This is a genomic window from Rahnella sp. R3(2024) (assembly GCF_042920125.1).
GTDB lineage: Bacteria > Pseudomonadota > Gammaproteobacteria > Enterobacterales > Enterobacteriaceae > Rahnella > Rahnella rivi.
Genome location: NZ_JBHGBU010000001.1, coordinates 817849 through 844279, shown reverse-complemented (window position 1 = coordinate 844279; position 26431 = coordinate 817849). Strand labels below are relative to the sequence as shown.

Here is a 26431-nt window from a genome sequence, read left to right as displayed (position 1 = left end):
GTGTTCAGGGATAAGCATAGGCGAGACAACGCGTTTATGAGCAAATATACATAAAAGTTACAAAGCATTAACCCATGAACCTTATGGGACAATTTGTGGATTGTGTGCTGGATTTCAGGGTTTTCAGCCATGTAAACTGTGGCACCTTGCGCTGCGTCGCCTCTGACGCCTGTGATATGATGCGTACTTGTGAAAAATAAGAGATATCCTCATGTTTGAAGCCCTTAATCTGAGTTGTGTTCGCGATGAGCGAACCTTGTTCAGCGGCTTAAGTTTCACCCTCGAACCGGGTGAAATCGTGCAGATTGAGGGGCGCAACGGCGCCGGTAAAACCAGCTTAATGCGCATTCTTGCCGGGCTTTCCTCTGCGGACGCCGGTGAAGTTCGCTGGCAGGGCGTGAATACCCGCCGTCAGCGCGACGTTTTTCATCAGCAGCTGCTGTATCTCGGCCACCAGCCTGGCGTAAAGTCAGTGCTTACTGCGTTTGAAAACCTTGCCTTTTATCTGTCTGTTAACTGCCCGTCCGGAAAGGCTGAAGCCGATGCCGATGCGATTTATCAGGCATTAGACAATGTCGGGCTGCTGGGGTACGAGGATGTGACAGTGGCGCAAATGTCCGCCGGACAGCAGCGCCGTGTTGCCCTGGCGCGTTTATGGCTGAGCACCGCGCCGTTGTGGATCCTTGATGAACCGCTGACCGCCATTGATAAACAAGGCGTTGCCACGCTGATTAATCTGTTTGAACAACACGCAGAGCAGGGCGGTATGGTGCTGCTGACCACGCATCAGGATTTGCAGGGCGTGAGCCGTGACGTGCGAAAACTCCGTCTGACCAGCGAAGAGCTGGCGTGACGCCTGGAGAAATGAGACGGAATGTTTACTAAAGTCCTGCGACGTGAACTGAAAATTGCCTTTCGCAAAAGCGCCGAAATTATCAACCCGCTGTGGTTTTTCCTGATTGTGATCACTCTGTTTCCGCTAGGCATTGGCCCGGAGCCTAAGCTGCTGGCGCGGATAGCACCCGGTATTGTCTGGGTCGCGGCGCTGTTGTCTTCGCTTCTGGCGCTGGAAAGGTTGTTCCGTGATGACTATCTCGATGGCACGCTCGAGCAACTGCTGTTACTGCCTTCGCCGCTGGCGCTCACGGTTGTAGGGAAAGTATGTGCTCACTGGGTGGTGACCGGTCTGCCTTTACTGCTCCTGTCACCGCTGATTGCTTTACTGCTTTCGCTGGATTTTGAAACCTGGAAAGCGGTGGCGCTGACCCTGTTACTGGGCACGCCGACGCTGAGTTTTATCGGCGCGATTGGCGTGGCGCTCACCGTCGGGCTGCGCAAAGGCGGCGTGCTGCTCAGCCTGCTGGTGCTGCCGCTGTATATTCCGGTACTGATATTTTCCACCGGCGCGATTGATGCGGCGTCGATGTCGATGCCGATCGACGGTTATCTGGCTATCCTCGGCGCGATGCTGGCGGGCAGTGCGACGTTAGCGCCTTTCGCCACGGCGGCAGCGCTGAGAGTGAGCGTCCACTGACAGTTGTGTCTGCGCGCCGCGTGAAGTGGAATTATTTTACCTGTCGTTACAATACAGAAGAAAAAACGCAACCTTTGACTAACATCACATTTCTCTATGATCAAAAATAGAGAGATTGCTAAGTAAGTGCGGAAGACCGCTGTCTGACCGCGCAAGAGCCCGATGAGGCTCCACGGCAACCCGCACAGTGACATTTTAGAGTGAGCAACGATAACAATGTGGAAATGGTTACATCAACTCGCAAGGCCTGAACGGCTTTACCACGTCTGTGGCCGGTTCATTCCGTGGCTCGGGCTGCTTGGCATTGCCTGCCTGCTGATCGGCTGGGTATGGGGTTTTGGCTACGCGCCGCCGGATTATCAGCAAGGTAACAGTTACCGGATTATGTATATTCATGTCCCGGCGGCCATCTGGTCGATGGGAATTTACAGCGGCATGGCTATCGCCGCCTTTATCGGGCTGGTGTGGCAGATGAAAATGTCCGATCTGGCCGTGGCTGCCATGGCACCGGTGGGAGCTGTTTTCACGTTCATTGCACTGGTCACCGGCTCTGCCTGGGGCAAACCGATGTGGGGCACCTGGTGGGTATGGGACGCGCGTCTGACGTCCGAGCTGGTGTTACTGTTCCTCTATCTTGGCGTGATTGCGCTCTACAACGCGTTCGACGATCGCCGTCTGGCGGGGCGTGCGGCCGGTATTCTGGTGCTGGTCGGCGTGGTGAATATCCCGATCATTCATTATTCCGTGCAATGGTGGAACACCCTGCATCAGGGGTCGACCAATATGCAGCAAACCATCGACCCGAGTATGCGCTACCCGCTGCGCTGGGCGATCTTCGGTTATCTGTTCTTCTTTATTACCCTGACGCTGATGCGTTTACGTAACCTGATCCTGGTTCAGGAGCGTCTGCGTCCGTGGGTGGCTGGCCTGCTGAATAAGGAGCGTCGCGGATGAGCCCTGCATTCTCAAGCTGGCATGATTTCTTTGCGATGGGCGGCTATGCGTTTTATGTCTGGCTGTCCGTTGCCGCCACGCTGATTTCCCTGATTGCGCTGGTGGCGCACACTTTCGTGCAGCACCGCCAGATCCTCAATGAGGTCCGCCGCCGTCAGGCCCGCGAAAAACGCATTATTCAGTCTCAGTCTAAAAAACAGCCTGGCGCACAGACGTCAGCGCTGGAACCGGACACCTCCCCGGAGAAGTTATTGTGAATCCACGTCGTAAAAAGCGCATGACGCTGGCGCTGCTGGTGCTGATCGGCCTTGGCCTGAGCATCACGCTGGTGATGTACGCGCTGCGCTCCAATATTGATTTGTTCTATACGCCGGGTGAAATTTTGCAGGGCAAAGGGGAAAACCACGAAATGCCGGAAGTCGGCCAGCGGTTGCGCATCGGCGGCATGGTGATGCCCGGTTCGGTAAAACGTGACCCGAAAAGTTTGCAGGTAAGTTTTAAAATTTATGATGCGCGCGGGGCGATTGCGGTGACTTACAACGGTATTCTGCCCGACCTGTTCCGTGAAGGGCAGGGCGTGGTGGCGCAGGGCGTGATGGAACCGGGAAACGTGGTGAATGCCATTCAGGTTCTGGCGAAACACGATGAAAACTATGTGCCGCCGGAAGTCGCCGACGCCATGAAAGAAAATCATAAAGGGCCTGCTTCGGCCTATGTGGGTAACGAGAAAGGAAACGACCGCTCATGATGCCGGAACTGGGAACATTTGCACTTTGTCTGGCGTTAGGTCTGGCGGTGTTACTGAGTATTTATCCGCAGTGGGGCGCGGCACGCCAGGACAGCCGCATGATGGCGATGGCTCGCCCGCTGGCTTACGGGATGTTTGCCTGCATCACGCTGGCATTCATTATTCTGGTCCATGCGTTTGTGGTGAATGATTTCACCGTCGCCTATGTCGCGAACAATTCCAACACCCATCTTCCGGTGTATTACCGTGTGGCGGCCACCTGGGGCGCGCACGAAGGTTCCCTGCTGTTGTGGGTGTTGTTGCTCAGTTGCTGGACGCTGGCGGTGGCATTGTTCAGCCGTCAGATGCCGCAGGATGCCATCGCGCGCGTGCTGGCCGTGATGGGCATGATCACCGGCGGCTTCCTGCTGTTTATCCTGCTGACGTCTAACCCGTTTATCCGCTCATTGCCGAATTTCCCGGTGGACGGCAGTGACCTCAATCCGGTGTTGCAGGATATCGGCCTGATTTTCCATCCGCCGTTGCTGTACATGGGATATGTCGGTTTCTCCGTGGCATTTGCTTTCGCGATTGCTTCGCTGATGGCAGGGCGCCTGGATACCGCGTGGGCGCGCTGGTCACGTCCGTGGACGCAGGCCGCATGGGTATTTTTGACGATCGGTATCGTGCTCGGATCGGCGTGGGCGTATTACGAATTAGGCTGGGGCGGCTGGTGGTTCTGGGATCCGGTTGAAAACGCCTCCTTTATGCCGTGGCTGGCAGGGACGGCGCTGATCCACTCGCTCGCCGTCACGGAAAAACGCGGGACGTTCAAAGCCTGGACCGTGCTGCTGGCGATCACCGCCTTCTCACTGTGTCTGCTCGGGACATTCCTGGTGCGCTCCGGCGTGCTGGTGTCGGTTCACTCGTTCGCCTCAGATCCGGCGCGCGGCATGTTTATTCTGGCTTATCTGGTGATTGTGATTGGCGGTTCGCTGCTGCTGTACGCCATCAAAGGTAATTCGGTGCGTGCGCCGAGCCGTCACGAACTGCATTCGCGCGAAACGTATTTGCTCAGCAATAACGTCCTGCTGGTGGCGGCGATGCTGGTGGTGCTGCTCGGCACGCTGTTGCCACTTATCCATAAACAACTGGGTATGGGCAGTATTTCTATCGGCGAACCCTTCTTCAATACGATGTTTACCTGGCTGATGGCGCCGCTGGCGCTGCTGCTGGGCATCGGGCCGCTGGTGCGCTGGCGTCGTGATGAGCCGAGCAAACTGTGGCGTCGTCTGGGCGTGGCGCTGTTGGTCACGCTGGTCTTGTCGATTCTTCTGCCTTGGTTGTTGCAGGACAAGATCGTCGGCATGACCGTGGTCGGCATGCTGATGGCCGTGTGGGTGATTGTGCTTACCCTGATGGAATTGCACGAACGCGCCACGCATCGCCACTCGTTCTGGCGCGGCCTGACCAAACTTTCCCGCAGCCACTGGGGCATGGTGCTCGGCCATCTGGGCGTGGCGGTGACAGTGATCGGCATCGCGTTCAGCCAGAATTACAGCGTTGAGCGTGATGTGCGCATGAAAGCCGGGGATACCGTGGATATTCATGACTATCACTTTATCTTCCGCGACGTTCGCGATATTACCGGTCCGAACTATACCGGCGGTGAGGCGAATATTGACGTCACGCAGAACGGCAAAAAAATCACCACGCTGCATGCTGAAAAACGCTTCTACAGCGTGGCGCGCAGCATGATGACCGAAGCGGCCATTGACGGCAATCTGGCGCGCGACCTTTACGCCGCGCTGGGTGAAGAGATGGACGACGGTTCGTGGGCGGTGCGTTTGTACTACAAACCTTTTGTCCGCTGGATATGGCTGGGTGGTCTGTTTATGGCAGCCGGTGGCGTGATGTGTATTTTGGATCCGCGATACCGCATGAGTAAAAAACTCAAAAAACAAGGTCTGGCGGAGGCTGAAGACGCATGAACCGTAAACTCCTCTTTATTCCGCTGTTCTTGTTCCTGGCGCTGGCGGCGGCTTTTCTGGTGCAGCTGACCCGCAATGCCAACGGCGATGACCCGACCCTGCTGGAATCTGCGCTTATCGGCAAACCTGTGCCGGTGTTTACGCTGGAATCGCTGGCCGAGGCCGGGAAAACCTACGATCAGTCGGTACTGCGCGACGGCAAACCGATGCTGCTCAACGTCTGGGCGACCTGGTGCCCGACCTGCCGGGCTGAACATGATTATCTGAACCGGCTTGCCGCCACCGGCGTGCGTGTGGTCGGGCTCAATTACAAAGACAACCGGCAGAAAGCGGTAAACTGGCTGAATACGCTGGGCAATCCTTACATGCTGAGCCTGTACGACGGCGACGGCATGTTAGGCTTAGATCTCGGCGTTTACGGCGCACCGGAAACCTTCCTGATCGACGGTCAGGGCATCATCCGCTATCGCCATGCCGGTGACTTAAATGAGAAAGTCTGGCAGGCCGAAGTCTTGCCGCTGTACAAAAAGTACGGAGGTGGCGCATGAAAATGCTTTCGTCACTGCCGGCGTTAGTGCTCGGCCTGATGCTGAGCGTCAGCGCGTTTGCCGCCATCGACACCTACCAGTTTGCCTCGCCGGAGCAGGAACAGGCGTATCGCGACATCACGGCACAACTGCGCTGCCCGAAATGCCAGAACACCAACATCGCCGCGTCAGATTCGATCATCGCCGCTGACATGCGCACCAAAGTCTTTCAGTTGCTGAAAGAGGGGCAAGATCGCCAGCAAATCGTCGCCTACATGGTGGCGCGCTATGGCAATTTCGTCACGTACGAACCGCCGGTCACGCCATCGACCCTGATTTTGTGGCTGGGACCGGTGCTGGTGGTGCTCATCGGCGGCGCAATGATTTTCATGCGCGCCCGCCGTGGCCCGGTGAGCAGCAGAACCGCCGCACAACAGATGCCTGAACAAGAGAGACAGCGCCTGGCGCAGTTACTTAAAGACAGCGACAGGAAAGGATCATGAGTATTTTTTGGCTGTGTATTTTGGTGATGCTGGTTATCGCGCTGGCGCTGTTTATCGTGCCGGTTCTGCGCGGCGACCGCCGCGAGCACACCACGCGCGATGCGCTGAACAAAGCGTTTTATCATCACCGTTTAAGTGAGCTGGAAGAAGACGAAGCGCAGGGCGTGGTGGATGAACGTCCGGCGCATATTCAGGAATTACAGGAAAATCTGCTGACCGATATTCCGGCCGGTCAGGCACCGGCGGCGTCGCAGCCGATCGCGCGCTGGACGCTGGTACCGGGCGCACTGTTGCTGGTGATCATCACGCTGGGAGTGTATCTCTACGCCGGTGGTCTTGGGCAGGTGAGTGCGTGGAATCAGGTGATGCAGCGTATGCCAGATTTGCGTCACCGCATCGCAGACGATCGCGGCACACCGCTGACCATTATGGATGTGCAGGATTTAGGATTAGGCTTGCGCACTGAGTTACAGGACGATCCGAAAAATGTGCAGGACTGGGTGATGCTTGGCCGCGTTGGTATGGCGCTCAATAATGGCGCAACGGCGACGCAGGCTTACGCCCATGCATATGCCCTTGCGCCGGATGATGTGGCGGTAAAACTCGGGTATGCCGAAGTGTTAACCCGCTCTTCCGATCCGCAGGATAACCTTACCGGGGGAAATCTCCTGCGCGGTATGCTGGAAAAATCTCAGGGTGACCTGCGTGTATTAAGCCTGCTGGCCTATAATGAATTTGAACAGGGGCACTACCCGCAAGCGATTGGCGCGTGGGAAGTTATGCTGAAAATTCTGCCCGCCGGTGACAAGCGCCTTGAGATGGTGCGTGCCAGTATCGAACAGGCGAAACAAAAGTCTGGTGCCGATCAGGCAAAACTGGCCGTCAGCGTCAGCCTTTCTGCCGCGGCTCAGCAGACACTGCCGCAGGATGGCACGGTCTTTATTTCGGTGACCGACGGCAGCAGCCCGGTGCCGGTGGCAGTGAAAAAACTGCCCCTGAGCCGCTTCCCGCTGGCGATCACCGTGGACGACAGTAATGCGATGATGCCGGAACGCTTGCTTTCTTCGCTGCATCAATTAAAAGTACGCGTTCGTATTTCACAGAATGGTCTGGCGACGCCAGCTTCGGGTGACTGGTACGGCGACAGTCCGCTGACAGATTTTGCCGGAAACGGTCAGGTCAGCATTGAAATTAATCAGCAGGTTCCGTAATCAGAGAGCCGAAGATCAATAACAGGGAGATATCCATGAACTTACGCCTGACTGGGCTGGCGTTTGCGACCGTTTTACTGGTCGGTTGTGCCGGCACGTCCGGATCCTCTGACAGCGAACAGCAGGGACGTTCTGATCCGCTGGAAGGTTTCAACCGGGTCATGTTCGACTTCAACTATAACTATATGGATCCGTATCTGGTGCGGCCTGTTGCCGTGGCGTGGCGTGATTATGTGCCGCAACCGGCGCGTAACGGCACCAGTAACTTCCTCAGCAACCTCGACGAACCGGCCAGCATGGTGAACTCCTTGCTCAAAGGCGATCCGTACCGCGCGGCGATCCACTTCAACCGCTTCTTCCTGAACACCTTGTTAGGGATGGGCGGTCTGATTGACGTGGCAGGAATGGCGAACCCGAAACTGGCGCGTGAAGAGGCGCAGGGCTTTGGCAGCACGCTGGGACATTATGGTGTCGGTTACGGCCCGTACGCCGTCCTGCCAGGTTATGGCAGCGCGACCCTGCGTGACGAGGGGGGCGATTTAGTCGATGATCTCTATCCGATGCTCAGCTATCTGACGTTCTGGATGTCAGCCGGTAAATGGGTGCTGGAAGGCGTCGAAACCCGTGCTGAATTGCTGGATTCTGATGGCATCATTCGTAACTCTTCTGATCCTTACCTGATGATCCGTGAAGCTTACTTCCAGCGTCACGACTTCCTGGCGAGAGGCGGTCAGCTGACGCCGCAGGAAAACCCGAATGCGGCATTGATTCAGGGTGACCTGAAAGATATCGATTCGGAATAACCGTTTCGTCGCCATAAAAAAAGCGCCTTTCGGCGCTTTTTTCATTTCAGGCATCACACTCAACTCATCAGAAGCTGTAGTTAAAGTTCGCGCCGTACAACATGGCCGTCCCTTTCGCCTGGAATTCATATTTAGGCGCGTTGGCAGACACCTGCTCGCTGATGTTGACGGTCTGGCCATGCATATAAGAAACGCCGACATCCACTGAGGCATCTTTGGTGAATGCGTACGTGGTCCCCGCAGAGACCCAGAAGCGGTCCTGATCCGGAATCGAAATGGTGCGGTTATCCGCCGGAACCGGGCTGTCATCGAATGCCACACCGGTACGGAAGGTCCAGTTTTCGTCGTAGTAATAGGTGGTACCCAGCGCGATGCGGTAAGCATCGTGATAGCCTTCGTCTTTCTGGAACAGGGTCTGGCCGTTAGAACCGGTGGCTTTCAGCTCCTGGAACTGGCTCCAGCTGGTGTAAGCCAGGCTGTAGTGAACGGCCCATTTTGGCGCAACGCGGTTATAACCTGACACTTCCCACATTTCCGGCAGGTTCAGGGTCAGGGAGCCAGGCACGGTTTGACCACCTGTGCCGCCCAGTGCGCGTGGAATGCCGTTACGGTATTCTCCGTCGAAATCAATTTTCACTTCTGAACGGTAAGTGAAGGCGTAGCGGTTGTTGTCATCGACTTCATACAGAATACCGGCGTTCCAGCCGTAGCCCCATTCGTTGCCTTTCAGCTTGGCCGCTTCGGTATCTTCAGAAATCAGACCACGGGTCGCCAGCGGAGCGAGTTCACCGGCGGTACGACGAATTTTTGCTTTCGCATAAACGGCATCAAAGCCCACGCCGAAGCTGAAGTTCTCGTTGAAACGATAAGCGACGCTTAAGTTATTATTGATGGTCATCAGATCGGTTTCGCCACCGATCGGGCCCGCCGGGTAATTATCGTTAAACTCGGTCGCCAGACCGTAGTTAGACGTCGCCGACGCACCCACTGCCCACTGTTCATTCAGCGGCATAATAAAGTGAATATTCGGCACCCACTGGTTCGGCGCAATGTTACCTGCATCGGTGCTGGCACCGGTGACCGGGGATTTGCCCGTCACGCTGACATCCGGGTCAACGTAAACCGCACCGATGGAAAATGCCGGACGATCAAACATCGTCATGGTCGCCGGGTTGCGGCTACCGGACGCCGCGGTGTCTGCAATCGCGCCTTCACCAGAGAAGGAACGACCTAAACCCGCAGCGGTATATTCGTTGAGCTGAAAACCTGCTGCATAAACGTTGGAAGAAACAATTGCCACTGCAGCTGCCAGAGCTGATCTTTTAAACAGGTTTTTCTGGTTCATGACCAAAACCTCAATTTTATGTTTTTTATCAAACAATGTTACATCGAGTAACAATGAGCGCGGGATTGTAGGGTCCGTTATCAGTCTGACAAATCAGACCAGTGAGCGAAGTATAGGTCTGACCTGTGGTGTAGTTGCAATCATGTTTCATTGATATTTCTTATTTGATGCAAGAAATCGGATCCACTTAACAAAAAACCAACATTAAAAGTTCAATTCAGAAACGTTAAACTGAGAAACCTGACTTAAATTTAATCTGTTCTTCACCATTTTGTGATCTGAAGCACGATAAACACACATAAAAAGTAAGTGCTAGTCGAAGCGGGAGAGGGTGGCGTAAAATACGAAAGGAAAATAAATCTTAAATTCGCAAAAGGCCAGACGGTGGACGTTGCCGTTGATGCCGGGGAGAAAATTATGTCTGACGTAACCATGTCCTCTAAATCCACCCAACCTCTGCACTCCATCAACAAATACGGCGCAGAAGAAACGGCAGCCTGCTGTTGTGTTGATGTGGGCACTATCATGGACAACACCGATTGCACCGCTTCTTACAGCCACGTTTTCGAAAACGAAGCCCAGGCCAAAGAGATGCTGCAATCCCTGACCGAACGTGCGCGCGGTGTCGAATCTGAACCCTGCGAGATCACCAGCCGCATGGAAAAAGTGGACGGTGGCGTTGAGCTGAATATCGATTTCACTTTTAGCTGCCAGGCTGAAACCATGATCTTCCAGCTGGCTTTAAGATAATCCCACCTGAGCATTTCACATGCCGCTGCCCGCCCGCAGCGGTATTTTTTTGTCCGTCATCCTTTCCCGCCTGCTTTCCTTCTCATTCTAATTTCAGAAAAATTTGCTGTTGCTCGCACTTCGGCCGCTTTCGCTTTGCCAAATGTAAATACATGGTTAAAACTGAGTTATCAGGTCAGACCTCTTAGACCCTATTTACTCAGGAGCATGTATGAACAAGGTCATTCCACTGGTAACGCGTGAAGGCGATCGCATTGCGATTGTCGATGGTTTACGCACGCCATTCGCGAAACAGGCCACCGCCTACCACGGCATCCCCGCCGTGGATTTGGGCAAAATGGTGGTCAGCGCATTGCTGGCGAAAAGTGGGATTGACCCGAAAGTTATCGATCAGCTGGTGTTCGGACAGGTGGTACAAATGCCGGAAGCGCCGAACATTGCGCGCGAAATTGTGCTCGGCACCGGCATGAATGTCTCGACCGATGCTTACAGCGTCTCGCGCGCCTGTGCCACCAGTTTTCAGGCGGTGGCGAATGTGGCTGAAAGCATTCTCAGCGGAACGGTCAGCGTCGGCATCGCCGGGGGCGCGGATTCTTCCTCGGTGCTGCCCATTGGCGTCAGTAAACGTCTCGCCCGCACGCTGGTTGACGTCAACAAAGCCCGCACACTGTCACAGCGTTTGTCGCTGTTCAGTAAACTCAAACTGCGTGACCTTATGCCGGTGCCTCCGGCGGTTGCGGAGTATTCGACCGGCCTGCGCATGGGCGACACCGCCGAGCAGATGGCGAAAAGCCACGGCATTACTCGTCAGCAGCAGGACGAACTGGCGCACCGTTCCCACACGCTGGCGGCGCTGGCCTGGGAACAGGGCTACCTGAACAGTCAGGTGATGGCCGCGCAGATCCCGCCGTACCGCGAGGTGCTGCAAAAAGACAACAATATCCGCCTCAATTCAGAGATCGGGCAATATGCCAAACTGCGTCCGGCGTTTGACCGCAAACATGGCACCGTCACCGCCGCCACCAGCACGCCGCTGACGGACGGCGCCGCCGCGGTGCTGATGATGAGCGAGTCCCGCGCCCGTGAGCTTGGCCTGCAGCCGCTCGGCTATCTGAAAAGTTTTGCCTTTGCCGCCATCGATGTCTGGGAAGATATGCTCCTCGGCCCGGCGTACGCCACGCCGATTGCCCTTGACCGGGCGGGGCTGACGTTTGCCGATCTCGATCTGATCGACATGCATGAAGCTTTTGCGGCACAGACGCTGGCGAACATCAAAATGCTGGGCAGCGAGCAGTTTGCCCGTGAAAAACTGGGACGCAGCGAAGCGGTGGGGGAAATCGACTGGGATAAGTTCAATGTGCTTGGCGGTTCGCTGGCTTACGGGCATCCGTTTGCCGCCACCGGCGCGCGCATGATCACCCAGACACTGCATGAATTACGCCGCCGTGGCGGAAAATACGGCCTGACGACGGCCTGCGCCGCCGGGGGTTTAGGCGCGGCGATGATCCTGGAGGCGGCACAATGAAAGACAGCATGGAAAACTCAATCACAGCGCCGGATTCCGCGTTTTCACTGATGTTTACCAACGAACATATCGGCATCATCACCATTGATGTTCCCGGTGAAAAAGTGAATACCTTAAAGGCTGAATTTGCTGAGCAAATCTCCTCTATTCTGCATAAAGCGCAGCAGTATCCGAATCTGAAGGGGCTGGTGCTGATTTCCGGCAAACCCGATTCTTTTATCGCCGGTGCCGATATCACCATGATTGCCGGCTGCAAAACCGCCGCAGAGGCCAGTCAGCTTGCGCTGAAAGGCCAGACGGTGATGTCGCAGATTGCCTCATTCTCCGTGCCGGTAGTGGCCGCCATTCACGGTGCCTGCCTCGGCGGCGGTCTGGAACTGGCGCTGGCCTGCCATGCCCGCATTTGTTCGCTGGATGATAAAACTCAGCTCGGCCTGCCGGAAGTGCAACTTGGCCTGTTGCCAGGCTCCGGCGGTACGCAGCGCCTGCCGCGTTTAATCGGTGCGCCGAAAGCGCTGGAACTGATGCTCACCGGCCGAAGCCTGCGGGCGAAACAGGCATTGAAACTGGGGCTGGTGGATGACGCCGTACCCTATTCGATCTTGCTGCAAACGGCGCTGGAACGCGTAGCCAAAGGCCGCAGGGCGCGCCCTGTGCTGCCGTGGCAGGCAAGACTGGCGGGCGGACCGCTGGGGAAAAGTGTGCTGTTCCATTTTGTGCGCAAACAGACGCGCGCCAAAACTCACGGCAATTATCCGGCCACCGAAAAAATCATCGATGTGGTGAAAACCGGTCTGGATCAGGGCAGCGGTAACGGTTATCAGGCGGAAGCAAACGCCTTTGGCGAACTGGTGATGACGCCTGAATCCGCTGCGCTGCGCAGCTTATTCTTTGCGTCCACGGCGCTGAAAAAAGAAACAGGTGCGGACGCCCAACCGCTGCCGCTTCGCCGTGTCGGCATTCTTGGCGGCGGGCTGATGGGCGGGGGTATCGCTAACGTTACGGCCACCCGCGCCGGGCTGCCGGTGCGTATCAAAGACATCAATGTCGAGGGTATCCGCCATGCGCTGAAATACAGCTGGGATTTGCTGGAGAAAAAAGTGCGCAGCCGCAGACTGACGCGCAATGAACAGCAACGCCAGATGATGCTGATTTCAGGCACCACCGATTACAGCGGCTTTGCGCAGGTAGATCTGGTGGTTGAAGCCGTCTTCGAAGATCTGGCGCTGAAACAGGGCATGGTGGCCGAGATTGAGAAAAATGCCGCTCCGCACACTATTTTTGCTTCAAACACCTCTTCTTTACCTATTCATCAGATAGCCGCTCAGGCGGACAGACCTGAACAGGTGATTGGTCTGCACTATTTCAGCCCGGTGGATAAAATGCCGCTGGTGGAAGTGATCCCCCATGCCGGCACCAGTGCGCAGACGATTTCCACAACGGTATCGCTTGCGAAGAAACAGGGAAAAACAGCCATTGTGGTGGGTGACAGTGCCGGGTTCTACGTTAACCGCATTTTGGCGCCTTACATCAACGAAGCGGCGCGCTGTGTTCTGGCTGGCGAACCCATCGATCACATCGACAAAGCGCTGGTCAGCTTTGGTTTCCCGGTCGGGCCGGTGCAGTTGCTTGATGAAGTAGGGATCGACGTCGGCACTAAAATCAGCCCGATTCTGGTGGATGCGTTTGGCGAACGATTTGCTGCGCCCGCCGGTTTTGATGCGGTGCTCAAAGACGATCGCAAAGGGCGTAAAAACGGCAAAGGCTTCTATCTTTATGCCCAGAAAGGGCGCATGGCTAAGAAAAAACAGGTCGATCCTGCCGTCTATCGGCTGCTCAACGTCACCCCGAAAGTGCAGCAGCCGGAGACGGAAATCGCCCAACGTTGTGTGATGCTGATGCTCAATGAGGCGGTGCGGTGTCTGGATGAAAAGGTGATCCGCAGCGCGCGTGATGGCGATTTGGGCGCGGTATTTGGCATCGGTTTCCCACCGTTTCGCGGCGGGCCGTTCCGCTACATTGATACGCTGGGGGCGGCAAACGTGGTGAAAACCCTGGAGCAACTGGCGCAGCGTTACGGTGAACACTTTACGCCGTGCGAAGGCCTGATGCTTCGCGCGGCGAACGGCGGGCTTTTCTATCCGAAAGGCGAGGCGAAGGAAATTGCCGACGCAGTGTGACCTCCGTCACTGTGTGACGATGTATTTCGCGAGAGTGTGGAACAGATCCTGCTTGCAGCCATACTTAAGCCTGCGGGATCTTTTTTATGGGGAGGTCGGTTTTGTACAAGAACAAACCCAAACGATTGATCTACAACCCGAGTGGTTAAAAATTAGCCTGAATAGTTTACATGCGGTAAGGGTTGGTGTAAAAAACAGCGTTTTCTTTACGTGAACTTTCAGGCAAAATGCCCGACCGCTGATGCTGACCATGCAAAGCATGTGGCCAGGCGGGTTAAGTGGATGTACTGCCTTTCAGCTTTTTTGTTGTGAAACGACGATGAAAAAACGCTGGGCAATGGGTGATACAGCACGCAAAGCGTTTCTGTATAGCGCTATTTTTGTTAACAAAAGCGGTGCAATATGCAAGTTGTTATTATGCGTCACGGTGATGCGGTTCTTGAAGCTGCAAGCGACTCGGTTCGCCCGTTAAGCGAATGCGGATGTGACGAATCAGTACATATGGCAGCCTGGCTCAATGGCCGTGGCGTCAAAATTGATCGCGTTCTGGTCAGTCCGTATCTGCGTGCGCAGCAGACGCTTGAAAAAGTGCGGCTGAGTCTGGCGCTGCCAGACAACGTTGAAATCGATACGCTGAAAGAACTGACGCCGGGCGGCGATCCCGCACTGGTGGCCAGCGAGTTGCAACATCTGGCGCTGACCGGTGTGAATGCCGTGCTGGTAGTGTCTCACTTGCCGCTGGTGGGCTATCTGGTCGCGGAACTGTGTCCGGGTCTGTGCCCGCCAATGTTTGCCACTTCCGCGATGGCCAGTGTGGAACTGAATGGTGAAACCGGGCAGGGCACTTTCGAGTGGCAATTTAGTCCGTGCCAGGTGATGGCGAAGGTTTAATTTTCCGGGATGGAAAAGTAAACAAAAGAAAGGCACAGCCGTGTGAACGCGCTGTGCCTTTCTGCTTTCTGTGTTTCGCCAGCCGGGGTTAGCTGATTTTGTCATCCAGCTCAATCAGCACCAGCAGCGAGGCGGTGCCGCCGAACTCTTTCGGCGCCTGATGAAATGCCTCGACGTCAGGATGTTGCGCCAGCCACAGCGGCGTTTGCTGCTTGAGAATATGCTTGCCGTGCCCGTGCATCACGCAGGCACAATGGACGTGTTCGCGGCGACAGGCGGCAATCAGCGCGCCCAATTCCTGCTTGGCTTCCATTTGCGTTAACCCGTGCAAATCGAGAAACAGTTCCGGGGAATAATCCCCGCGGCGTAATTTTTTCAATTCAAAATGGCTGACATCAGGCCGGACATGACGTACCGGACCCTCTTCCTGCAACATCGGCTGGAATTCATCAGAAAAATAATAGCTTGCGTCCACCTGCTCCTGCAGCAGCTTTTGAGGCGACATTTGCGTCACTTTTTTTCGCCGCGGCGGATGGGTAATCGTGTCATTTTTCAGGCGCTTGACGCCGGGAACGGCCTCGCGAAATATCGCGGCTTCTTCCGGGCTCAGCAGGTGCTTTTTCTTCATTTTCGGGTCGTCTTTTTCGCACAATACCGACAGTGTACCTGCGGGCGACCTGTGGTTTAAAGAAAACTCAGGGTTAAATTCTTCGAGACATCGCGCAAGTGCGTTGACTAGCTGCTGATTTGTGGCGGGCTTCGTGGCAAACTATGCGGCAAATTATGGGTTAAACGTCTGTTAAAAACCCGTGCATGCCTGGAGAATAAAATTGGACAAAATTTTCGTCGACGAAGCTGTCAGTGAACTGCATACCATTCAGGATATGTTGCGCTGGACCGTCAGCCGCCTGAACGCAGCCAATGTCTATTACGGTCACGGCACCGATAACCCGTGGGACGAAGCCGTGCAACTGGTGTTACCGAGCGTGTTTTTGCCGCTGGATATCCCTGAAGATATGCACACTGCGCGTCTGACCTCCAGTGAGCGTCACCGCATCGTGGAGCGCGTGATCCGCCGCGTTAATGAACGTGTGCCGGTGGCTTACCTGACCAACAAAGCCTGGTTCTGTGACATGGAATTTTATGTCGATGAGCGCGTTCTGGTGCCACGCTCGCCGATTGGTGAGCTGATTACACACCGCTTCTCCGGCATTCTGCACGAGAAACCTGAGCATATTCTTGATATGTGCACCGGCAGCGGCTGTATTGCTATCGCCTGTGCCTACGCGTTTCCGGAAACCGAAGTGGATGCGGTGGATATCTCTGCCGATGCGCTGGCCGTGGCTGAACGCAATATTGATACGCACGGTATCGAGAACTGGGTCACGCCGATCCGTTCTGATCTGTTCCGCGAATTACCGCCGCTGCAATACGACCTGATCGTCACTAATCCGCCGTATGTGGATGAAGAAGACATGTCTGATTTGCCACAGGAATACCGCCACGAACCTGTGCTCGGCCTGGCTTCCGGCACTGACGGCCTGAAACTGACCCGTCGTATTCTCGCCTGTGCGCCGGATTACCTGACGGACAACGGCGTGCTGATTTGTGAAGTAGGAAACAGCATGGTACATCTGATGGAACAATATCCTGAGATCCCGTTCACCTGGCTGGAGTTTGAAAACGGCGGTGATGGTGTCTTTATGCTGACCAAACAGCAGCTCGTTGAATGCGCCGAATACTTCACCGGCTACCGTGACTAATGACTTCTCATGACCGGCCTTTCGCCGGTCATTTCAGCATCAAACATCAACATAATGGTAAGGAGCCGTGATGGCAGGGAACAGTATTGGGCAGTTTTTCCGCGTCACCACGTTTGGCGAATCCCACGGTGTGGCACTGGGCTGTATTATTGACGGCGTGCCGCCTGGTATTGCGCTGACCGAAGCAGATCTGCAACACGATCTCGACAGGCGTCGCCCTGGCACCTCGCGCTACACCACGCAGCGCCGCGAAGCCGATGAAGTGAAAATTTTATCCGGCGTGTTCGAAGGCGTGACCACCGGCACCAGCATCGGCCTGATCATCCAGAATACCGATCAGCGCTCGCAGGATTACAGCGCCATCAAGGACGTGTTCCGTCCGGGACATGCGGATTACACCTACGAACAAAAATACGGCGTGCGCGATTATCGTGGCGGTGGCCGTTCTTCTGCCCGCGAAACCGCAATGCGCGTGGCCGCAGGTGCCGTGGCGAAGAAGTATCTGCTGGAAAAATTCGGCGTGAAGGTGCGCGGGTATATGTCCCAGATGGGCGATATCACCTGCGAACTGAAAGACTGGGATCTGGTCGAAACCAACCCGTTCTTCTGCCCGGATGAAAGTAAGCTCGAAGCACTGGACGAACTGATGCGCGCGCTGAAAAAAGAAGGCGATTCCATCGGTGCCAAAATTACCGTTGTGGCAGATCACGTACCGGTCGGCCTGGGCGAGCCGGTGTTTGACCGTCTGGATGCGGATCTGGCGCATGCGCTGATGAGCATCAACGCGGTGAAAGGCGTGGAAATTGGCGATGGGTTTGCCGTGGTTAACAAACGCGGCAGCGAAAACCGTGACGAAATTACGCCGACCGGTTTCGAAAGCAATCATGCGGGCGGTATTCTCGGCGGGATCAGCAGCGGCCAGCCGGTGGTTGCCCATCTGGCGCTGAAACCTACGTCCAGCATCACCGTTCCGGGGCGCACCATCAACCGTGAAGGCGAGCAGGTCGAGATGATCACCAAAGGGCGTCATGATCCGTGCGTCGGCATCCGTGCTGTACCCATTGCGGAAGCGATGATGGCGATTGTGCTGATGGATCACTTACTGCGTCAGCGCGCTCAGAACGGCGACGTTCATTCCACCGTGCCACGCTGGTAACCCTTCGATGAAACTTTTACGCCCTGTTCCTGCGTTGAAAGCCGCCTGCGCCAGTCTTCTGGTGCTCGCGCTTTGCGCGCCTGCTCTGGCGGCAACGCCGTGGCAGAAAATTACCCAGCCGATTTCCGGCGCACCTCAGGCCATAGGCAGCTACGCCAACGGATGTCAGATTGGTGCGCAGCCACTGCCGCTCAATTCACCGGATTATCAGGTGATGCGAATCGATCAGCGCCGCTATTTCGGGCAGCCGGATTTGCTGGCGTTTATCACCCGTCTGGGGACTCAGGCGCGTGAAAAAGGCCTGGGCACCATGCTGGTCGGTGATATGGCGATGCCCGCGGGCGGACGTTTCAGCAGCGGTCACGCCAGCCATCAGTCCGGGCTGGATGTCGATATCTGGCTGCAACTGCCGCGTCAGCGCTGGAGCGAACAGATGCTGCTCAAGCCGCAGCCTATCGATCTGGTCAGTGCTAACGGTAAATCCGTTGTGCCAGCCCAGTGGCAGCCGCGGATCGAAACGCTGATCAAGATGGCCGCGCAGGATAAAGAGGTGGTACGCATTTTCGTCAACCCGGCGATCAAGCAACAGCTTTGCCTCGATGCGGGAACCGATCGTGAATGGCTGCACAAAGTGCGTCCGTGGTTCGGCCATCGTGCGCATATGCATGTGCGCCTGAGCTGCCCGGCCGGAAGCCTGGAATGCGACAATCAGGCACCACCTCCTCCGGGAGATGGCTGTGGCGCTGAGCTGCAAAGCTGGTTCCTGCCGCCAAAACCGGGAAGTGGCACTTCAGTGAAAAGCGAGCCGCCTCCGTTGCCGCCAACCTGTCAGGCGCTGCTGGATAAACATGTTGGTCAGCTTTAACTGGCCTGTACGATTTTGACTTCATCTTGCTGAGTGAAATGAATGGACTGGCTGATCGTTGCACCGTGGGTATTAATCGTCTTATTTTTCGTTGCACTGTTTGCCGGTTTCATTGATTCCATTGCCGGGGGCGGCGGGCTTATCAGCCTGCCCGCACTGCTGGCGGCGGGGGTTTCCCCCGCGCAGGCCATTGCCACCAACAAGCTGTCATCCATTGGCGGATCTTTTTCCGCCAGCCTCTATTTTGTGCGGCGCGGGGTGGTGGATCTCAACGATCAAAAGCTCAATATCGCCTGCACCTTTGTCGGTTCGGTGATTGGTGCGATCCTGATTCAGCATCTGCGCGCCGACATGCTGCGTCAGATTCTGCCTCTGCTGATTATCTGCATTGGGTTGTATTTCCTGCTGACGCCCCGCCTGGGCGAAAGCGATCGCGCCAGACGCCTGAATGCGTTGCCGTATGCGCTGGTCGGCGGCGGTTGTGTCGGTTTTTATGATGGATTTTTCGGCCCCGGTGCGGGCTCGTTCTACGCGCTGGGTTTTGTGACTTTATGTGGGTTTAACCTCGCTAAAGCCACGGCACACGCAAAAGTCCTGAATTTCACCTCCAACTTCGGCGGCCTGCTGTTCTTCATACTCGGTGGCAAAGTGGTGTGGGTGCTGGGATTTGTGATGATGGCCGGGCAGTTTATCGGTGCGCGTCTTGGTGCGCGGATGGTGCTGAGCAAAGGGCAGAAGATGATCCGCCCGATGGTAGTGACCGTGTCCGTGGTGATGAGTTGCAAGCTGATTTACGACAATCACGGTACCGAAATCATGCACTGGCTAAGTCTGCATTTATAATTTTACCAGCAGCAGAATGCTTGCCCGAAGTCATGAAATACGCCATTCAATCAGGGGTATATTGTCGCCCCTGATCTTACTTTAACGAGTTTCACAGCAATTATGTCTGATTCGACTGCAACACATAACTATCATCAATTGATCGACATTTTTGATTCCTGCTTCTTTGAGGAATTTAACGTGCGCCTGATTAAAGGCGATGACGAGCCGATCTATCTGCCTGCGGATGAGCAGGAGCCGTTTAACCGCATCGTTTTTGCCCACGGTTATTACGCCAGCGGAATGCATGAAATCTCTCACTGGTGCGTCGCGGGTGCTGAGCGCCACAAACTGGTGGATTTCGGTTACTGGTACTGCCCGGACGGTCGTGATGCCCAGACGCAGAGCGAGTTTGAAAAAGTCGAAATCAAACCGCAATCCTATGAATGGTTGTTCTGCGCGGCAGCGGGTTTTGCGTTTAACGTCAGTTGCGACAACCTGAGCGGCGATTGCGAGCCTGACCGCGTCGGTTTCCAGAATAAAGTGCGTGCAGAAGTGCTGCGTATGCTGGAGCAGGGCATTCCGGAAAGACCTTCGCGCTTTATTAAAGCGTTACAATCGTTTTACAATACCGCCCCTTTGACGCCTGCAGACTTCCCTGCGTTGCAGCCGATCGAATAAAAGACTCAATACCGGACACGAGAGGAAGAGTAATGATCGCAGAATTTGAAACGCGGATTTTAACGCTGATTGACGACATGGTCGAAAGCGCCAGCGACGACGAACTGTTTGCCAGTGGCTATCTGCGGGGCCATCTGACGGTCGCGGTAGCAGAAGCGGAAGAGAACGGTGAACACACCGCCGAAGCGCTGAAAATTCGTGTTCAGGACGGACTGGACAAGGCTATCCGCGCCGGTGAATTATCGCCGCGCGATCAGGCCCTGGTTCAGGGCATGTGGGAAAATCTCTATCAGGCTTCCTTGCCACAATAATCCCCTTTCAGTAAAAAAAGCGCAGCCAGGGTGAACCGGCTGCGCTTTTTTTTTACCCAAAGTCAGGTCTGAAAACCTGCTTAGTGTGATTCCACCGGACGGCCTTTCAGTAATTTTCTGACCCACATGCGGTTTGGATTGAGGGCCGCCAGCGTTTCGCTGTCGAGCGGCAGCGGTTCACCGGCAATCTGCGCCGCCAGTATTTCTGCCCCGAGCGGCGCAGAACTAAGCCCGCGTGAACCGAGCGCACCAAACAGAAACAGATTTTCATACACCGGCGCAGGCGCTACCGGGCGGTGGCGTTTAATGTCGAGATCTAACGTCTGATAACTCTCCAGCAGCGCATCATAATCAGCCACCGAGCCGATCATCGGCAGATGGTCACGGGTCGCGCAGCGCACGCCGTTTCGCGCTTCGCCTTCACTGACATCCACGTCATGCGGCCATTGCTGATCCGGCAGACACCTGATGAGACGCTGGCGGTTTTCCTGCTGATCGCCGTCACGGTAATCCGTGCATTTGTCGGCGCGGTGATAGCTTGCACCAATGCAATGGTGCTGATTCTGCGGGCTGACCGGCGTCATGTAGCCGTCATAACACAACACCTGCGTCAGTTTGCTCAGCGCCGGTGTGGTCGGAATATGCGACACCTGGCCGCTGACGGCATACACCGGCAGTTTTTCTGTCTGACTGAAATCAGTAATGTCTGCGCCGTTCGCAAGAACAACACCCTGATGTCGGGCGACATGGCCGTCAGCAAAGGTCAGCGCCCATTGCGAACCGGCGTCAAATTCTAATGCGGTCGCGCGCTGGCAATAATGCACCGTTAAGCCCTGGGTTTCGGCAAGAGAAATCAGCGACGCGGTCAGTTCAGCCGGGCACAGCCACGCGCCGAGCGGATAGGTCACGCCGCCGCTGCCGCACGGTAATCCGCACAACGCTTCCACGTCTTCTTCACTCAGCCCTTTTGCCAGTTCTTCCGGCCAGCCGCCTTTGAGTATGCCGTCAATTTTGCCCTGGCTTTTTTCGTCATAACCGAGCTGCGTCACGCCGCTCCAGCCGTGGTCGAAAGGCACATCCAGCGTTTCAAGCTGCGCGTACTGACGACGGGCAAAGGTGAAGGCCTGGGCGAAAAAGTTTTCCAGCGTATCGCCACGGCCATTAAGCAACGGATAAACCGCGCCCTGACGGTTGCCGGAGGCCCCGAGCGCCGGTTTTTCATCGGCGCAGTACAGCGTGACCGCATAGCCACGGCGCAAAAGTGCCAGTGAAAGCACGGCGCTGGCAACGCCGCCGCCTAAAACTGCAAACTCTGTGGCATTTTTCGCCGCAGGACGTAAATACCACGGGGCAGGATGAGGAACATCAATTTCTGCCGGTAAAACACCGGATAACATATGGCGCTTTTCACCGAAGCCCGGCACTTTACTGATGTCAAAACCGGCTTCCTGCAGGCCACGGCGGACTATGCCCGCGACGGTGAAAGTGGCAAAGGTTCCTTGCGGACGGGTCATTTTTGCCATGGCGTTGAAGAGCTCAGGTGTCCACATGTCCGGGTTTTTTGAGGGCGCAAAGCCGTCGAGGAACCAGGCATCGACCTGCTGATTCATACTGGTGTCACATGCCGGAAGCAGGGTAGTCACGTCACCGAACCACAGGTCGAGCGTGATACGCCCACCGGCCAGCAGCAAACGGTGGCATCCGGCAAAGGGCATCGGCCATTGTTCGCAGAGTTCGGCGGAGTAGTCGGCCAGTTCCGGCCATTGTGCATGGGCAGCGATAAGGTCGCGGGCGGACAGCGGAAATTTTTCGTAGCTGATGAAATGCAGCCGTTGCAGGGTGGCCTCAGGGTTTTCAGAGTGGAACGCCTCGAAGGTCTGCCACAACGTCAGGAAATTCAGTCCGGTACCGAATCCGGTTTCCGCAATGATGCAAAGCGGGCGCGGGTGATCGGCAAAACGTGCCGGAAAATGATTGCCATTCAGGAAGACATGGCGTGTTTCCAGTAAGCCGTCCTGATTGGAAAAGTAGACGTCATCAAAATGTCGGGAAACAGGTGTACCCTGTTCGTTCCAGCTTAATTCAGCGGGTGTGATCGGGTTATGGCTCACGTGAAACTCTCTCAGTTCAAGGCGATGCCGGAGTTTACGCCTGCGTTTGACCCCGCGCAAATTTACCACGATTTACACAAGGAATTGCTGATCGGACTTGTTCGGCGTACAACTGTACGCTAGAGTGCGTGACGAAATCCCGAATGGTGAATAGTACAAGAGGTATTAAATGAAACGTGCAGTGATTACTGGCCTGGGTATCATCTCGAGCATCGGTAACAACAAGCAGGAAGTTCTTGCATCTCTGCAAGAGGGTCGCTCTGGGATCACCTTCTCGCAAGAGCTGAAAGATGCCGGCATGCGTAGTCACGTCTGGGGTGATGTCAAATTAGACACCGCAGGCCTTATCGATCGTAAGATTGTGCGTTTCATGAGTGATGCCTCGATCTACGCTTATCTTTCCATGCAACAGGCGATTGAAGATTCCGGTCTGACCCCTGAAATGGTGTCCAACGACCGCACCGGCCTTATCGCCGGTTCCGGCGGCGGCTCTCCGCGCAACCAGGTTGCGGGTTCCGACGGTATGCGTGCCAAAGGCCTGAAAGGCGTTGGCCCTTACATGGTGACCAAAGCGATGGCGTCCGGTGTTTCAGCGTGTCTGGCGACCCCGTTCAAAATCCGTGGCGTGAACTACTCCATCAGTTCTGCCTGCGCAACCTCTGCTCACTGCATTGGTAACGCGTTAGAAATGATTCAGCTTGGCAAACAGGACGTGGTCTTTGCCGGTGGCGGCGAAGAGCTGTGCTGGGAAATGGCCTGTGAATTCGATGCAATGGGCGCGCTGTCTACCCGTTACAACGAAACCCCTGAAAAAGCCTCCCGTACTTACGATCAGAACCGTGACGGTTTTGTTATCGCAGGCGGCGGCGGTATGGTTGTCGTGGAAGAGTTGGAACACGCTCTGGCCCGTGGCGCGCACATCTACGCAGAAATCGTTGGCTACGGCGCAACCTCTGACGGCGCAGACATGGTGGCTCCATCCGGTGAAGGCGCTGTGCGTTGCATGAAAATGGCAATGAACGGCGTGGATACGCCTATCGATTACGTTAACGTGCACGGGACTTCTACTCCGGTCGGCGACGTGAAAGAGCTGGGTGCGATCCGTGAAGTGTTCGGCGATAAAACGCCAGCGCTTTCTTCCACCAAAGCCATGACCGGTCACTCTCTGGGTGCCGCAGGCGTTCAGGAAGCGATTTACACCCTGCTGATGGCCGAGCACGGCTTCATCGCGCCAAGCATCAACATCGAAGACCTCGATGAGAAAGCGGAAGGCATGGACATCATCACTAAGCCAACTCAGCGCGAGCTGACGACCGTGATGTCCAACAGCTTCGGTTTCGGCGGCACTAACGCCACGCTGGTTATGCGCAAGATGAAAAACGACAAATAATTCCTGTCGTTAAGCACTAATAAAAGCCCGTTTAACACGGGCTTTTTTACGTCTGTTGTTTATCCCTCCTGTTATCCCTCAACAATTCAGGTACAATTTCGCCGCTTCTTATTTTCACTTTGTTGACATAATGCTCTCACTCCGACACATCAATCATCGACATCTGCGCTTCCCGGCCTGGCTTGGGATCCTGGCGATCCTGATGTTGTTTATTGCTCCGGTGATTTCCAAATCACAGGCGGTTGAGGGTGCGCAGCACACAATGATGCCAGGAATGGTGATGTCCGACATGGACATGCCAGAGGGTGAGATGGCTGGCATGATGATGCCTGACCACCATGACTCGCCGGAACATTGTCAGAAGCTATCCTGTCAGTCTGCGCCGAAAGATATCGCGAAAAGGATGATGTTCGGTGACATGAGCGATGCCGCCTGCGGTTATTGCGTGTTGCTGGTGCATCTGCCGATGCTCGACTTACAGGCCATGCCGATGCTGTGGTCGCGGGCTTATTCCGGCCGCGCGCCTTCGCGTTCAGTAATACAACGTCTCTTTCCTTCGCTGTTCTTCACTGATTCTCAGCCCCGCGCGCCTCCTCATTTTCTTTAGCTTTTTCTCTTCACATGAAAATTATCGACATAACGGCGCTTAACCCGCGTAACCGTTGTGTGTTTGCTATGGAAAATTCAGGAAATCTGATTGATGAGCCAGCCTGCTGTTTCTCAAAAAATGACGGTCAAAGCCGCATCTCTTGCGCTGCTCAAGCGCATACACTTTTATATCGGCCTGTTCGTCGGCCCGTTTATTTTTGTCGCCGCTCTGACCGGTACGCTGTATGTCCTCACGCCGCAGTTTGAAAACTACCTCTACGCCGATGCGCTGTTCACCTCTTCTCAGGGGGAAGCGCAGCCGCTGTCGCAACAAATTGATGCTGCCGTGAAGGTGGCAGGTCCGGATCCGAAAATTTACGCCGTCCGCCCTGCGCCTCATGAGGGCGATACCACGCGGGTGATGTTCTCCGATCCGCAACTGGGTGCTTCCAAAAGCCGCGCCATCTTTATCGACCCCGCCACCCTGGCGGTAAAAGGCGATATGACGGTGTACGGCACCAGCGGGATTTTACCGTTTCGCACCTGGCTGGATGATTTACATCGCGGCCTGCTGCTGGGCGATGCCGGACGGTTTTACAGTGAGCTTGCGGCTTCCTGGCTATGGGTTGCGGCAATCGGCGGCATAATCCTGTGGCTGACAGGCCGCCCGAAGCGCCGCTCGCCCCGAAAACTGAGCGAAAAAGTGGCGAAGCAGGAGCGCAGCCGTCGCTGGCACAGCACGCTGGGGCTGGCGCTGATGGCCGGTTTGCTGTTTTTCTCGGCCACGGGTCTGACCTGGTCGCAGTGGGCGGGGGATAATATTGGCGTGCTGCGCGCGCACATGGGCTGGCTGACGCCGGCGGTGAACACGGCCTTAGAGGCTGACGCGCCGGCCGCGCCTGCTGACGAGCACGCTGAGCATCACGCCACCATGGCGGATATGCCGGGCATGGAGATGTCTGGTCATGTGATGCACGAGAAACCTGAAACCGTGCCGGTCACCCCCGATACCTTTGATACTGTCGTTCAGGCCGCGCGGGCGTCAGGGATCGGGGCGAATAAAATTGAAATCCGCCCGGCCTATACCCCCGGTAAAGCCTGGACGGTGACCGAAGTCGATCGCAGCTGGCCGACGCAGGTGGATGCCGTTTCTGTCGATCCGACCTCCCTGCGGATTGTCGATCACGTCCGTTTTGCCGATTTCCCTTTGCTGGCGAAACTGACCCGCTGGGGCGTGGACGCCCATATGGGTATTCTGTTTGGCCTGTGGAATCAGGTAATTCTGGCGGTGTTTGGTACCGGGCTTTGCGTGATGATTGCCTGGGGATATCGCCTGTGGTGGTTGCGCAGAAACGTGAGCAGCGGCGGGGTAAACCCGGTGATCACGCTGATGCAAACCTGGAAATCGGTGCCTTTCAGCCTGCAATGCCCACTCTTTTTGATCACCCTGGGGCTTGCGATTTCATTGCCGGTGATGGGCGTCAGCCTGGTCATTTTCCTGCTGATTGATATCGCCCGCTGGGCAACCTCTGAGCGCAGGGTGTACCGCACCCGTAACCTGAACTAATCTTAAATTTTCCGGTGGTGCTGATGCGATGCACCACCGGCATTACTCTCCTTCCTCTGAATTTTATTTTCTCATTTTCATTTATCACTCTGATAAAACTGATTTTTATATTTGTGATAATTAACCATTTATTTAAATTATCGCGCTATTTATTACGCCCGCCAAAAACTCTACTAGTCTTATTCTTGCATCAGAAAAGTCCGAAGAATGTCTTTGTTTTATTCAATATTTCCTTT

General features: G+C 55.5%; 26 protein-coding genes. 23 read left to right on the top strand and 3 right to left on the bottom strand.

Going from position 1 to position 26431, the window contains the following annotated elements; all coding sequences use genetic code 11:
- Window positions 1–211: 211 nt before the first annotated feature.
- The 10 genes from ccmA to mlaA all read left to right on the top strand — a co-directional run bounded on the left by ccmA (window position 212) and on the right by mlaA (window position 8250).
- Complete coding sequence (ccmA, locus tag ABSH60_RS03600; protein WP_390972727.1) at window positions 212–853, top strand: cytochrome c biogenesis heme-transporting ATPase CcmA; 642 nt, start codon at window positions 212–214, stop codon at window positions 851–853.
- Between the two features lie 21 nt (window positions 854–874).
- Complete coding sequence (gene ccmB, locus ABSH60_RS03595) at window positions 875–1534, top strand: heme exporter protein CcmB (protein ID WP_056782086.1); 660 nt, start codon at window positions 875–877, stop codon at window positions 1532–1534.
- Between the two features lie 216 nt (window positions 1535–1750).
- Window positions 1751–2488: a heme ABC transporter permease gene (locus tag ABSH60_RS03590; RefSeq protein WP_056782087.1), complete on the top strand. Its 738-nt coding sequence runs from the start codon at window positions 1751–1753 to the stop codon at window positions 2486–2488.
- Entirely contained in the window at window positions 2485–2745 is a 261-nt protein-coding gene (gene ccmD / locus ABSH60_RS03585) for a heme exporter protein CcmD (protein ID WP_056782089.1), read from the top strand. Before ABSH60_RS03590 ends, ccmD begins: the two co-directional genes overlap by 4 nt.
- Window positions 2742–3236 (top strand): cytochrome c maturation protein CcmE, encoded by a 495-nt coding sequence (gene ccmE / locus ABSH60_RS03580; protein ID WP_056782091.1) that lies wholly within the window; start codon window positions 2742–2744, stop codon window positions 3234–3236. The genes ccmD and ccmE overlap by 4 nt, the downstream gene beginning before the upstream one ends.
- On the top strand, window positions 3233–5206 hold the full coding sequence (locus tag ABSH60_RS03575; RefSeq protein ID WP_056782093.1) for a heme lyase CcmF/NrfE family subunit: 1974 nt from the start codon (window positions 3233–3235) through the stop codon (window positions 5204–5206). Before ccmE ends, ABSH60_RS03575 begins: the two co-directional genes overlap by 4 nt.
- On the top strand, window positions 5203–5754 hold the full coding sequence (locus tag ABSH60_RS03570; protein WP_056782095.1) for a DsbE family thiol:disulfide interchange protein: 552 nt from the start codon (window positions 5203–5205) through the stop codon (window positions 5752–5754). The genes ABSH60_RS03575 and ABSH60_RS03570 overlap by 4 nt, the downstream gene beginning before the upstream one ends.
- Window positions 5751–6236 (top strand): cytochrome c-type biogenesis protein, encoded by a 486-nt coding sequence (locus ABSH60_RS03565; RefSeq protein WP_056782097.1) that lies wholly within the window; start codon window positions 5751–5753, stop codon window positions 6234–6236. Before ABSH60_RS03570 ends, ABSH60_RS03565 begins: the two co-directional genes overlap by 4 nt.
- Entirely contained in the window at window positions 6233–7447 is a 1215-nt protein-coding gene (gene ccmI, locus ABSH60_RS03560) for a c-type cytochrome biogenesis protein CcmI (protein WP_390972723.1), read from the top strand. The genes ABSH60_RS03565 and ccmI overlap by 4 nt, the downstream gene beginning before the upstream one ends.
- A gap of 35 nt (window positions 7448–7482) precedes the next feature.
- A complete protein-coding gene (gene mlaA / locus ABSH60_RS03555) occupies window positions 7483–8250 on the top strand; it encodes a phospholipid-binding lipoprotein MlaA (RefSeq protein WP_056782103.1) in 768 nt (255 codons plus the stop codon).
- 67 nt (window positions 8251–8317) lie between these two features.
- Here mlaA and fadL read toward each other — a convergent pair whose 3' ends face one another.
- Window positions 8318–9595, bottom strand: coding sequence for a long-chain fatty acid transporter FadL (gene fadL / locus ABSH60_RS03550; protein ID WP_056782104.1), 1278 nt, complete (start codon window positions 9593–9595; stop codon window positions 8318–8320).
- Between the two features lie 417 nt (window positions 9596–10012).
- On the opposite strand from fadL, the gene ABSH60_RS03545 reads away from it, so the two are divergent.
- The 4 genes from ABSH60_RS03545 (at window position 10013) to sixA (ending at window position 14941) form a co-directional block, all read left to right on the top strand.
- Window positions 10013–10345 carry a DUF406 family protein gene (locus ABSH60_RS03545; protein ID WP_390972720.1) on the top strand — a complete coding sequence of 111 codons (333 nt, stop codon included), beginning with the start codon at window positions 10013–10015 and terminating at the stop codon, window positions 10343–10345.
- Between the two features lie 211 nt (window positions 10346–10556).
- A complete protein-coding gene (fadI, locus tag ABSH60_RS03540; protein ID WP_390972719.1) occupies window positions 10557–11870 on the top strand; it encodes an acetyl-CoA C-acyltransferase FadI in 1314 nt (437 codons plus the stop codon).
- The gene (gene fadJ / locus ABSH60_RS03535) at window positions 11867–14050 is read left to right on the top strand and encodes a fatty acid oxidation complex subunit alpha FadJ (protein WP_390972717.1); all 2184 of its coding nucleotides are present in this window, start codon (window positions 11867–11869) and stop codon (window positions 14048–14050) included. Before fadI ends, fadJ begins: the two co-directional genes overlap by 4 nt.
- A 402-nt stretch (window positions 14051–14452) precedes the next feature.
- Complete coding sequence (gene sixA / locus ABSH60_RS03530) at window positions 14453–14941, top strand: phosphohistidine phosphatase SixA (RefSeq protein WP_056782111.1); 489 nt, start codon at window positions 14453–14455, stop codon at window positions 14939–14941.
- Between the two features lie 88 nt (window positions 14942–15029).
- On the opposite strand, the gene smrB is transcribed toward sixA, so the two are convergent.
- Window positions 15030–15569 carry an endonuclease SmrB gene (smrB, locus tag ABSH60_RS03525; RefSeq protein ID WP_056782366.1) on the bottom strand — a complete coding sequence of 180 codons (540 nt, stop codon included), beginning with the start codon at window positions 15567–15569 and terminating at the stop codon, window positions 15030–15032.
- Between the two features lie 202 nt (window positions 15570–15771).
- Between smrB and prmB the strand changes: the two genes are divergently transcribed.
- The 6 genes from prmB (at window position 15772) to ABSH60_RS03495 (ending at window position 20539) form a co-directional block, all read left to right on the top strand.
- Complete coding sequence (prmB, locus tag ABSH60_RS03520; RefSeq protein ID WP_056782114.1) at window positions 15772–16704, top strand: 50S ribosomal protein L3 N(5)-glutamine methyltransferase; 933 nt, start codon at window positions 15772–15774, stop codon at window positions 16702–16704.
- A 70-nt stretch (window positions 16705–16774) separates the two neighbouring features.
- On the top strand, window positions 16775–17860 hold the full coding sequence (aroC, locus tag ABSH60_RS03515) for a chorismate synthase (RefSeq protein WP_056782117.1): 1086 nt from the start codon (window positions 16775–16777) through the stop codon (window positions 17858–17860).
- A 7-nt stretch (window positions 17861–17867) separates the two neighbouring features.
- Window positions 17868–18725, top strand: coding sequence for a penicillin-insensitive murein endopeptidase (gene mepA, locus ABSH60_RS03510; protein ID WP_390972713.1), 858 nt, complete (start codon window positions 17868–17870; stop codon window positions 18723–18725).
- 42 nt (window positions 18726–18767) lie between these two features.
- A complete protein-coding gene (locus ABSH60_RS03505; protein WP_056782123.1) occupies window positions 18768–19568 on the top strand; it encodes a sulfite exporter TauE/SafE family protein in 801 nt (266 codons plus the stop codon).
- 102 nt (window positions 19569–19670) lie between these two features.
- The gene (locus ABSH60_RS03500) at window positions 19671–20228 is read left to right on the top strand and encodes an elongation factor P hydroxylase (protein ID WP_056782125.1); all 558 of its coding nucleotides are present in this window, start codon (window positions 19671–19673) and stop codon (window positions 20226–20228) included.
- 32 nt (window positions 20229–20260) lie between these two features.
- Window positions 20261–20539, top strand: a complete 279-nt coding sequence (locus tag ABSH60_RS03495; RefSeq protein WP_056782127.1) for a YfcL family protein — start codon at window positions 20261–20263, stop codon at window positions 20537–20539.
- Between the two features lie 80 nt (window positions 20540–20619).
- Here ABSH60_RS03495 and mnmC read toward each other — a convergent pair whose 3' ends face one another.
- Window positions 20620–22650: a bifunctional tRNA (5-methylaminomethyl-2-thiouridine)(34)-methyltransferase MnmD/FAD-dependent 5-carboxymethylaminomethyl-2-thiouridine(34) oxidoreductase MnmC gene (gene mnmC / locus ABSH60_RS03490; RefSeq protein WP_390972711.1), complete on the bottom strand. Its 2031-nt coding sequence runs from the start codon at window positions 22648–22650 to the stop codon at window positions 20620–20622.
- 169 nt (window positions 22651–22819) lie between these two features.
- Here mnmC and fabB point away from each other — a divergent pair, with 169 nt between their 5' ends.
- The 3 genes from fabB to ABSH60_RS03475 all read left to right on the top strand — a co-directional run bounded on the left by fabB (window position 22820) and on the right by ABSH60_RS03475 (window position 26195).
- A complete protein-coding gene (gene fabB / locus ABSH60_RS03485) occupies window positions 22820–24040 on the top strand; it encodes a beta-ketoacyl-ACP synthase I (RefSeq protein ID WP_056782131.1) in 1221 nt (406 codons plus the stop codon).
- Between the two features lie 130 nt (window positions 24041–24170).
- Window positions 24171–24647: a DUF2946 domain-containing protein gene (locus ABSH60_RS03480; RefSeq protein WP_056782133.1), complete on the top strand. Its 477-nt coding sequence runs from the start codon at window positions 24171–24173 to the stop codon at window positions 24645–24647.
- 93 nt (window positions 24648–24740) lie between these two features.
- On the top strand, window positions 24741–26195 hold the full coding sequence (locus tag ABSH60_RS03475; RefSeq protein WP_390972709.1) for a PepSY domain-containing protein: 1455 nt from the start codon (window positions 24741–24743) through the stop codon (window positions 26193–26195).
- Window positions 26196–26431 lie beyond the last annotated feature (236 nt).

Coding starts and splice junctions, on each gene's coding strand:
- fadJ (WP_390972717.1), top strand. CDS start 11,867: ATGAAAGACAGCATGGAAAACTCAATCACAGCGCCGGATTCCGCGTTT.
- ccmI (WP_390972723.1), top strand. CDS start 6,233: ATGAGTATTTTTTGGCTGTGTATTTTGGTGATGCTGGTTATCGCGCTG.
- ABSH60_RS03505 (WP_056782123.1), top strand. CDS start 18,768: ATGGACTGGCTGATCGTTGCACCGTGGGTATTAATCGTCTTATTTTTC.
- ABSH60_RS03570 (WP_056782095.1), top strand. CDS start 5,203: ATGAACCGTAAACTCCTCTTTATTCCGCTGTTCTTGTTCCTGGCGCTG.
- smrB (WP_056782366.1), bottom strand. CDS start 15,569: ATGAAGAAAAAGCACCTGCTGAGCCCGGAAGAAGCCGCGATATTTCGC.
- fadI (WP_390972719.1), top strand. CDS start 10,557: ATGAACAAGGTCATTCCACTGGTAACGCGTGAAGGCGATCGCATTGCG.
- sixA (WP_056782111.1), top strand. CDS start 14,453: ATGCAAGTTGTTATTATGCGTCACGGTGATGCGGTTCTTGAAGCTGCA.
- ccmA (WP_390972727.1), top strand. CDS start 212: ATGTTTGAAGCCCTTAATCTGAGTTGTGTTCGCGATGAGCGAACCTTG.
- ABSH60_RS03590 (WP_056782087.1), top strand. CDS start 1,751: ATGTGGAAATGGTTACATCAACTCGCAAGGCCTGAACGGCTTTACCAC.
- fadL (WP_056782104.1), bottom strand. CDS start 9,595: ATGAACCAGAAAAACCTGTTTAAAAGATCAGCTCTGGCAGCTGCAGTG.
- ABSH60_RS03475 (WP_390972709.1), top strand. CDS start 24,741: ATGAGCCAGCCTGCTGTTTCTCAAAAAATGACGGTCAAAGCCGCATCT.
- mlaA (WP_056782103.1), top strand. CDS start 7,483: ATGAACTTACGCCTGACTGGGCTGGCGTTTGCGACCGTTTTACTGGTC.
- ccmD (WP_056782089.1), top strand. CDS start 2,485: ATGAGCCCTGCATTCTCAAGCTGGCATGATTTCTTTGCGATGGGCGGC.
- mepA (WP_390972713.1), top strand. CDS start 17,868: ATGAAACTTTTACGCCCTGTTCCTGCGTTGAAAGCCGCCTGCGCCAGT.
- ABSH60_RS03565 (WP_056782097.1), top strand. CDS start 5,751: ATGAAAATGCTTTCGTCACTGCCGGCGTTAGTGCTCGGCCTGATGCTG.
- fabB (WP_056782131.1), top strand. CDS start 22,820: ATGAAACGTGCAGTGATTACTGGCCTGGGTATCATCTCGAGCATCGGT.
- aroC (WP_056782117.1), top strand. CDS start 16,775: ATGGCAGGGAACAGTATTGGGCAGTTTTTCCGCGTCACCACGTTTGGC.
- ABSH60_RS03480 (WP_056782133.1), top strand. CDS start 24,171: ATGCTCTCACTCCGACACATCAATCATCGACATCTGCGCTTCCCGGCC.
- ABSH60_RS03545 (WP_390972720.1), top strand. CDS start 10,013: ATGTCTGACGTAACCATGTCCTCTAAATCCACCCAACCTCTGCACTCC.
- ABSH60_RS03500 (WP_056782125.1), top strand. CDS start 19,671: ATGTCTGATTCGACTGCAACACATAACTATCATCAATTGATCGACATT.
- ABSH60_RS03575 (WP_056782093.1), top strand. CDS start 3,233: ATGATGCCGGAACTGGGAACATTTGCACTTTGTCTGGCGTTAGGTCTG.
- ABSH60_RS03495 (WP_056782127.1), top strand. CDS start 20,261: ATGATCGCAGAATTTGAAACGCGGATTTTAACGCTGATTGACGACATG.
- ccmB (WP_056782086.1), top strand. CDS start 875: ATGTTTACTAAAGTCCTGCGACGTGAACTGAAAATTGCCTTTCGCAAA.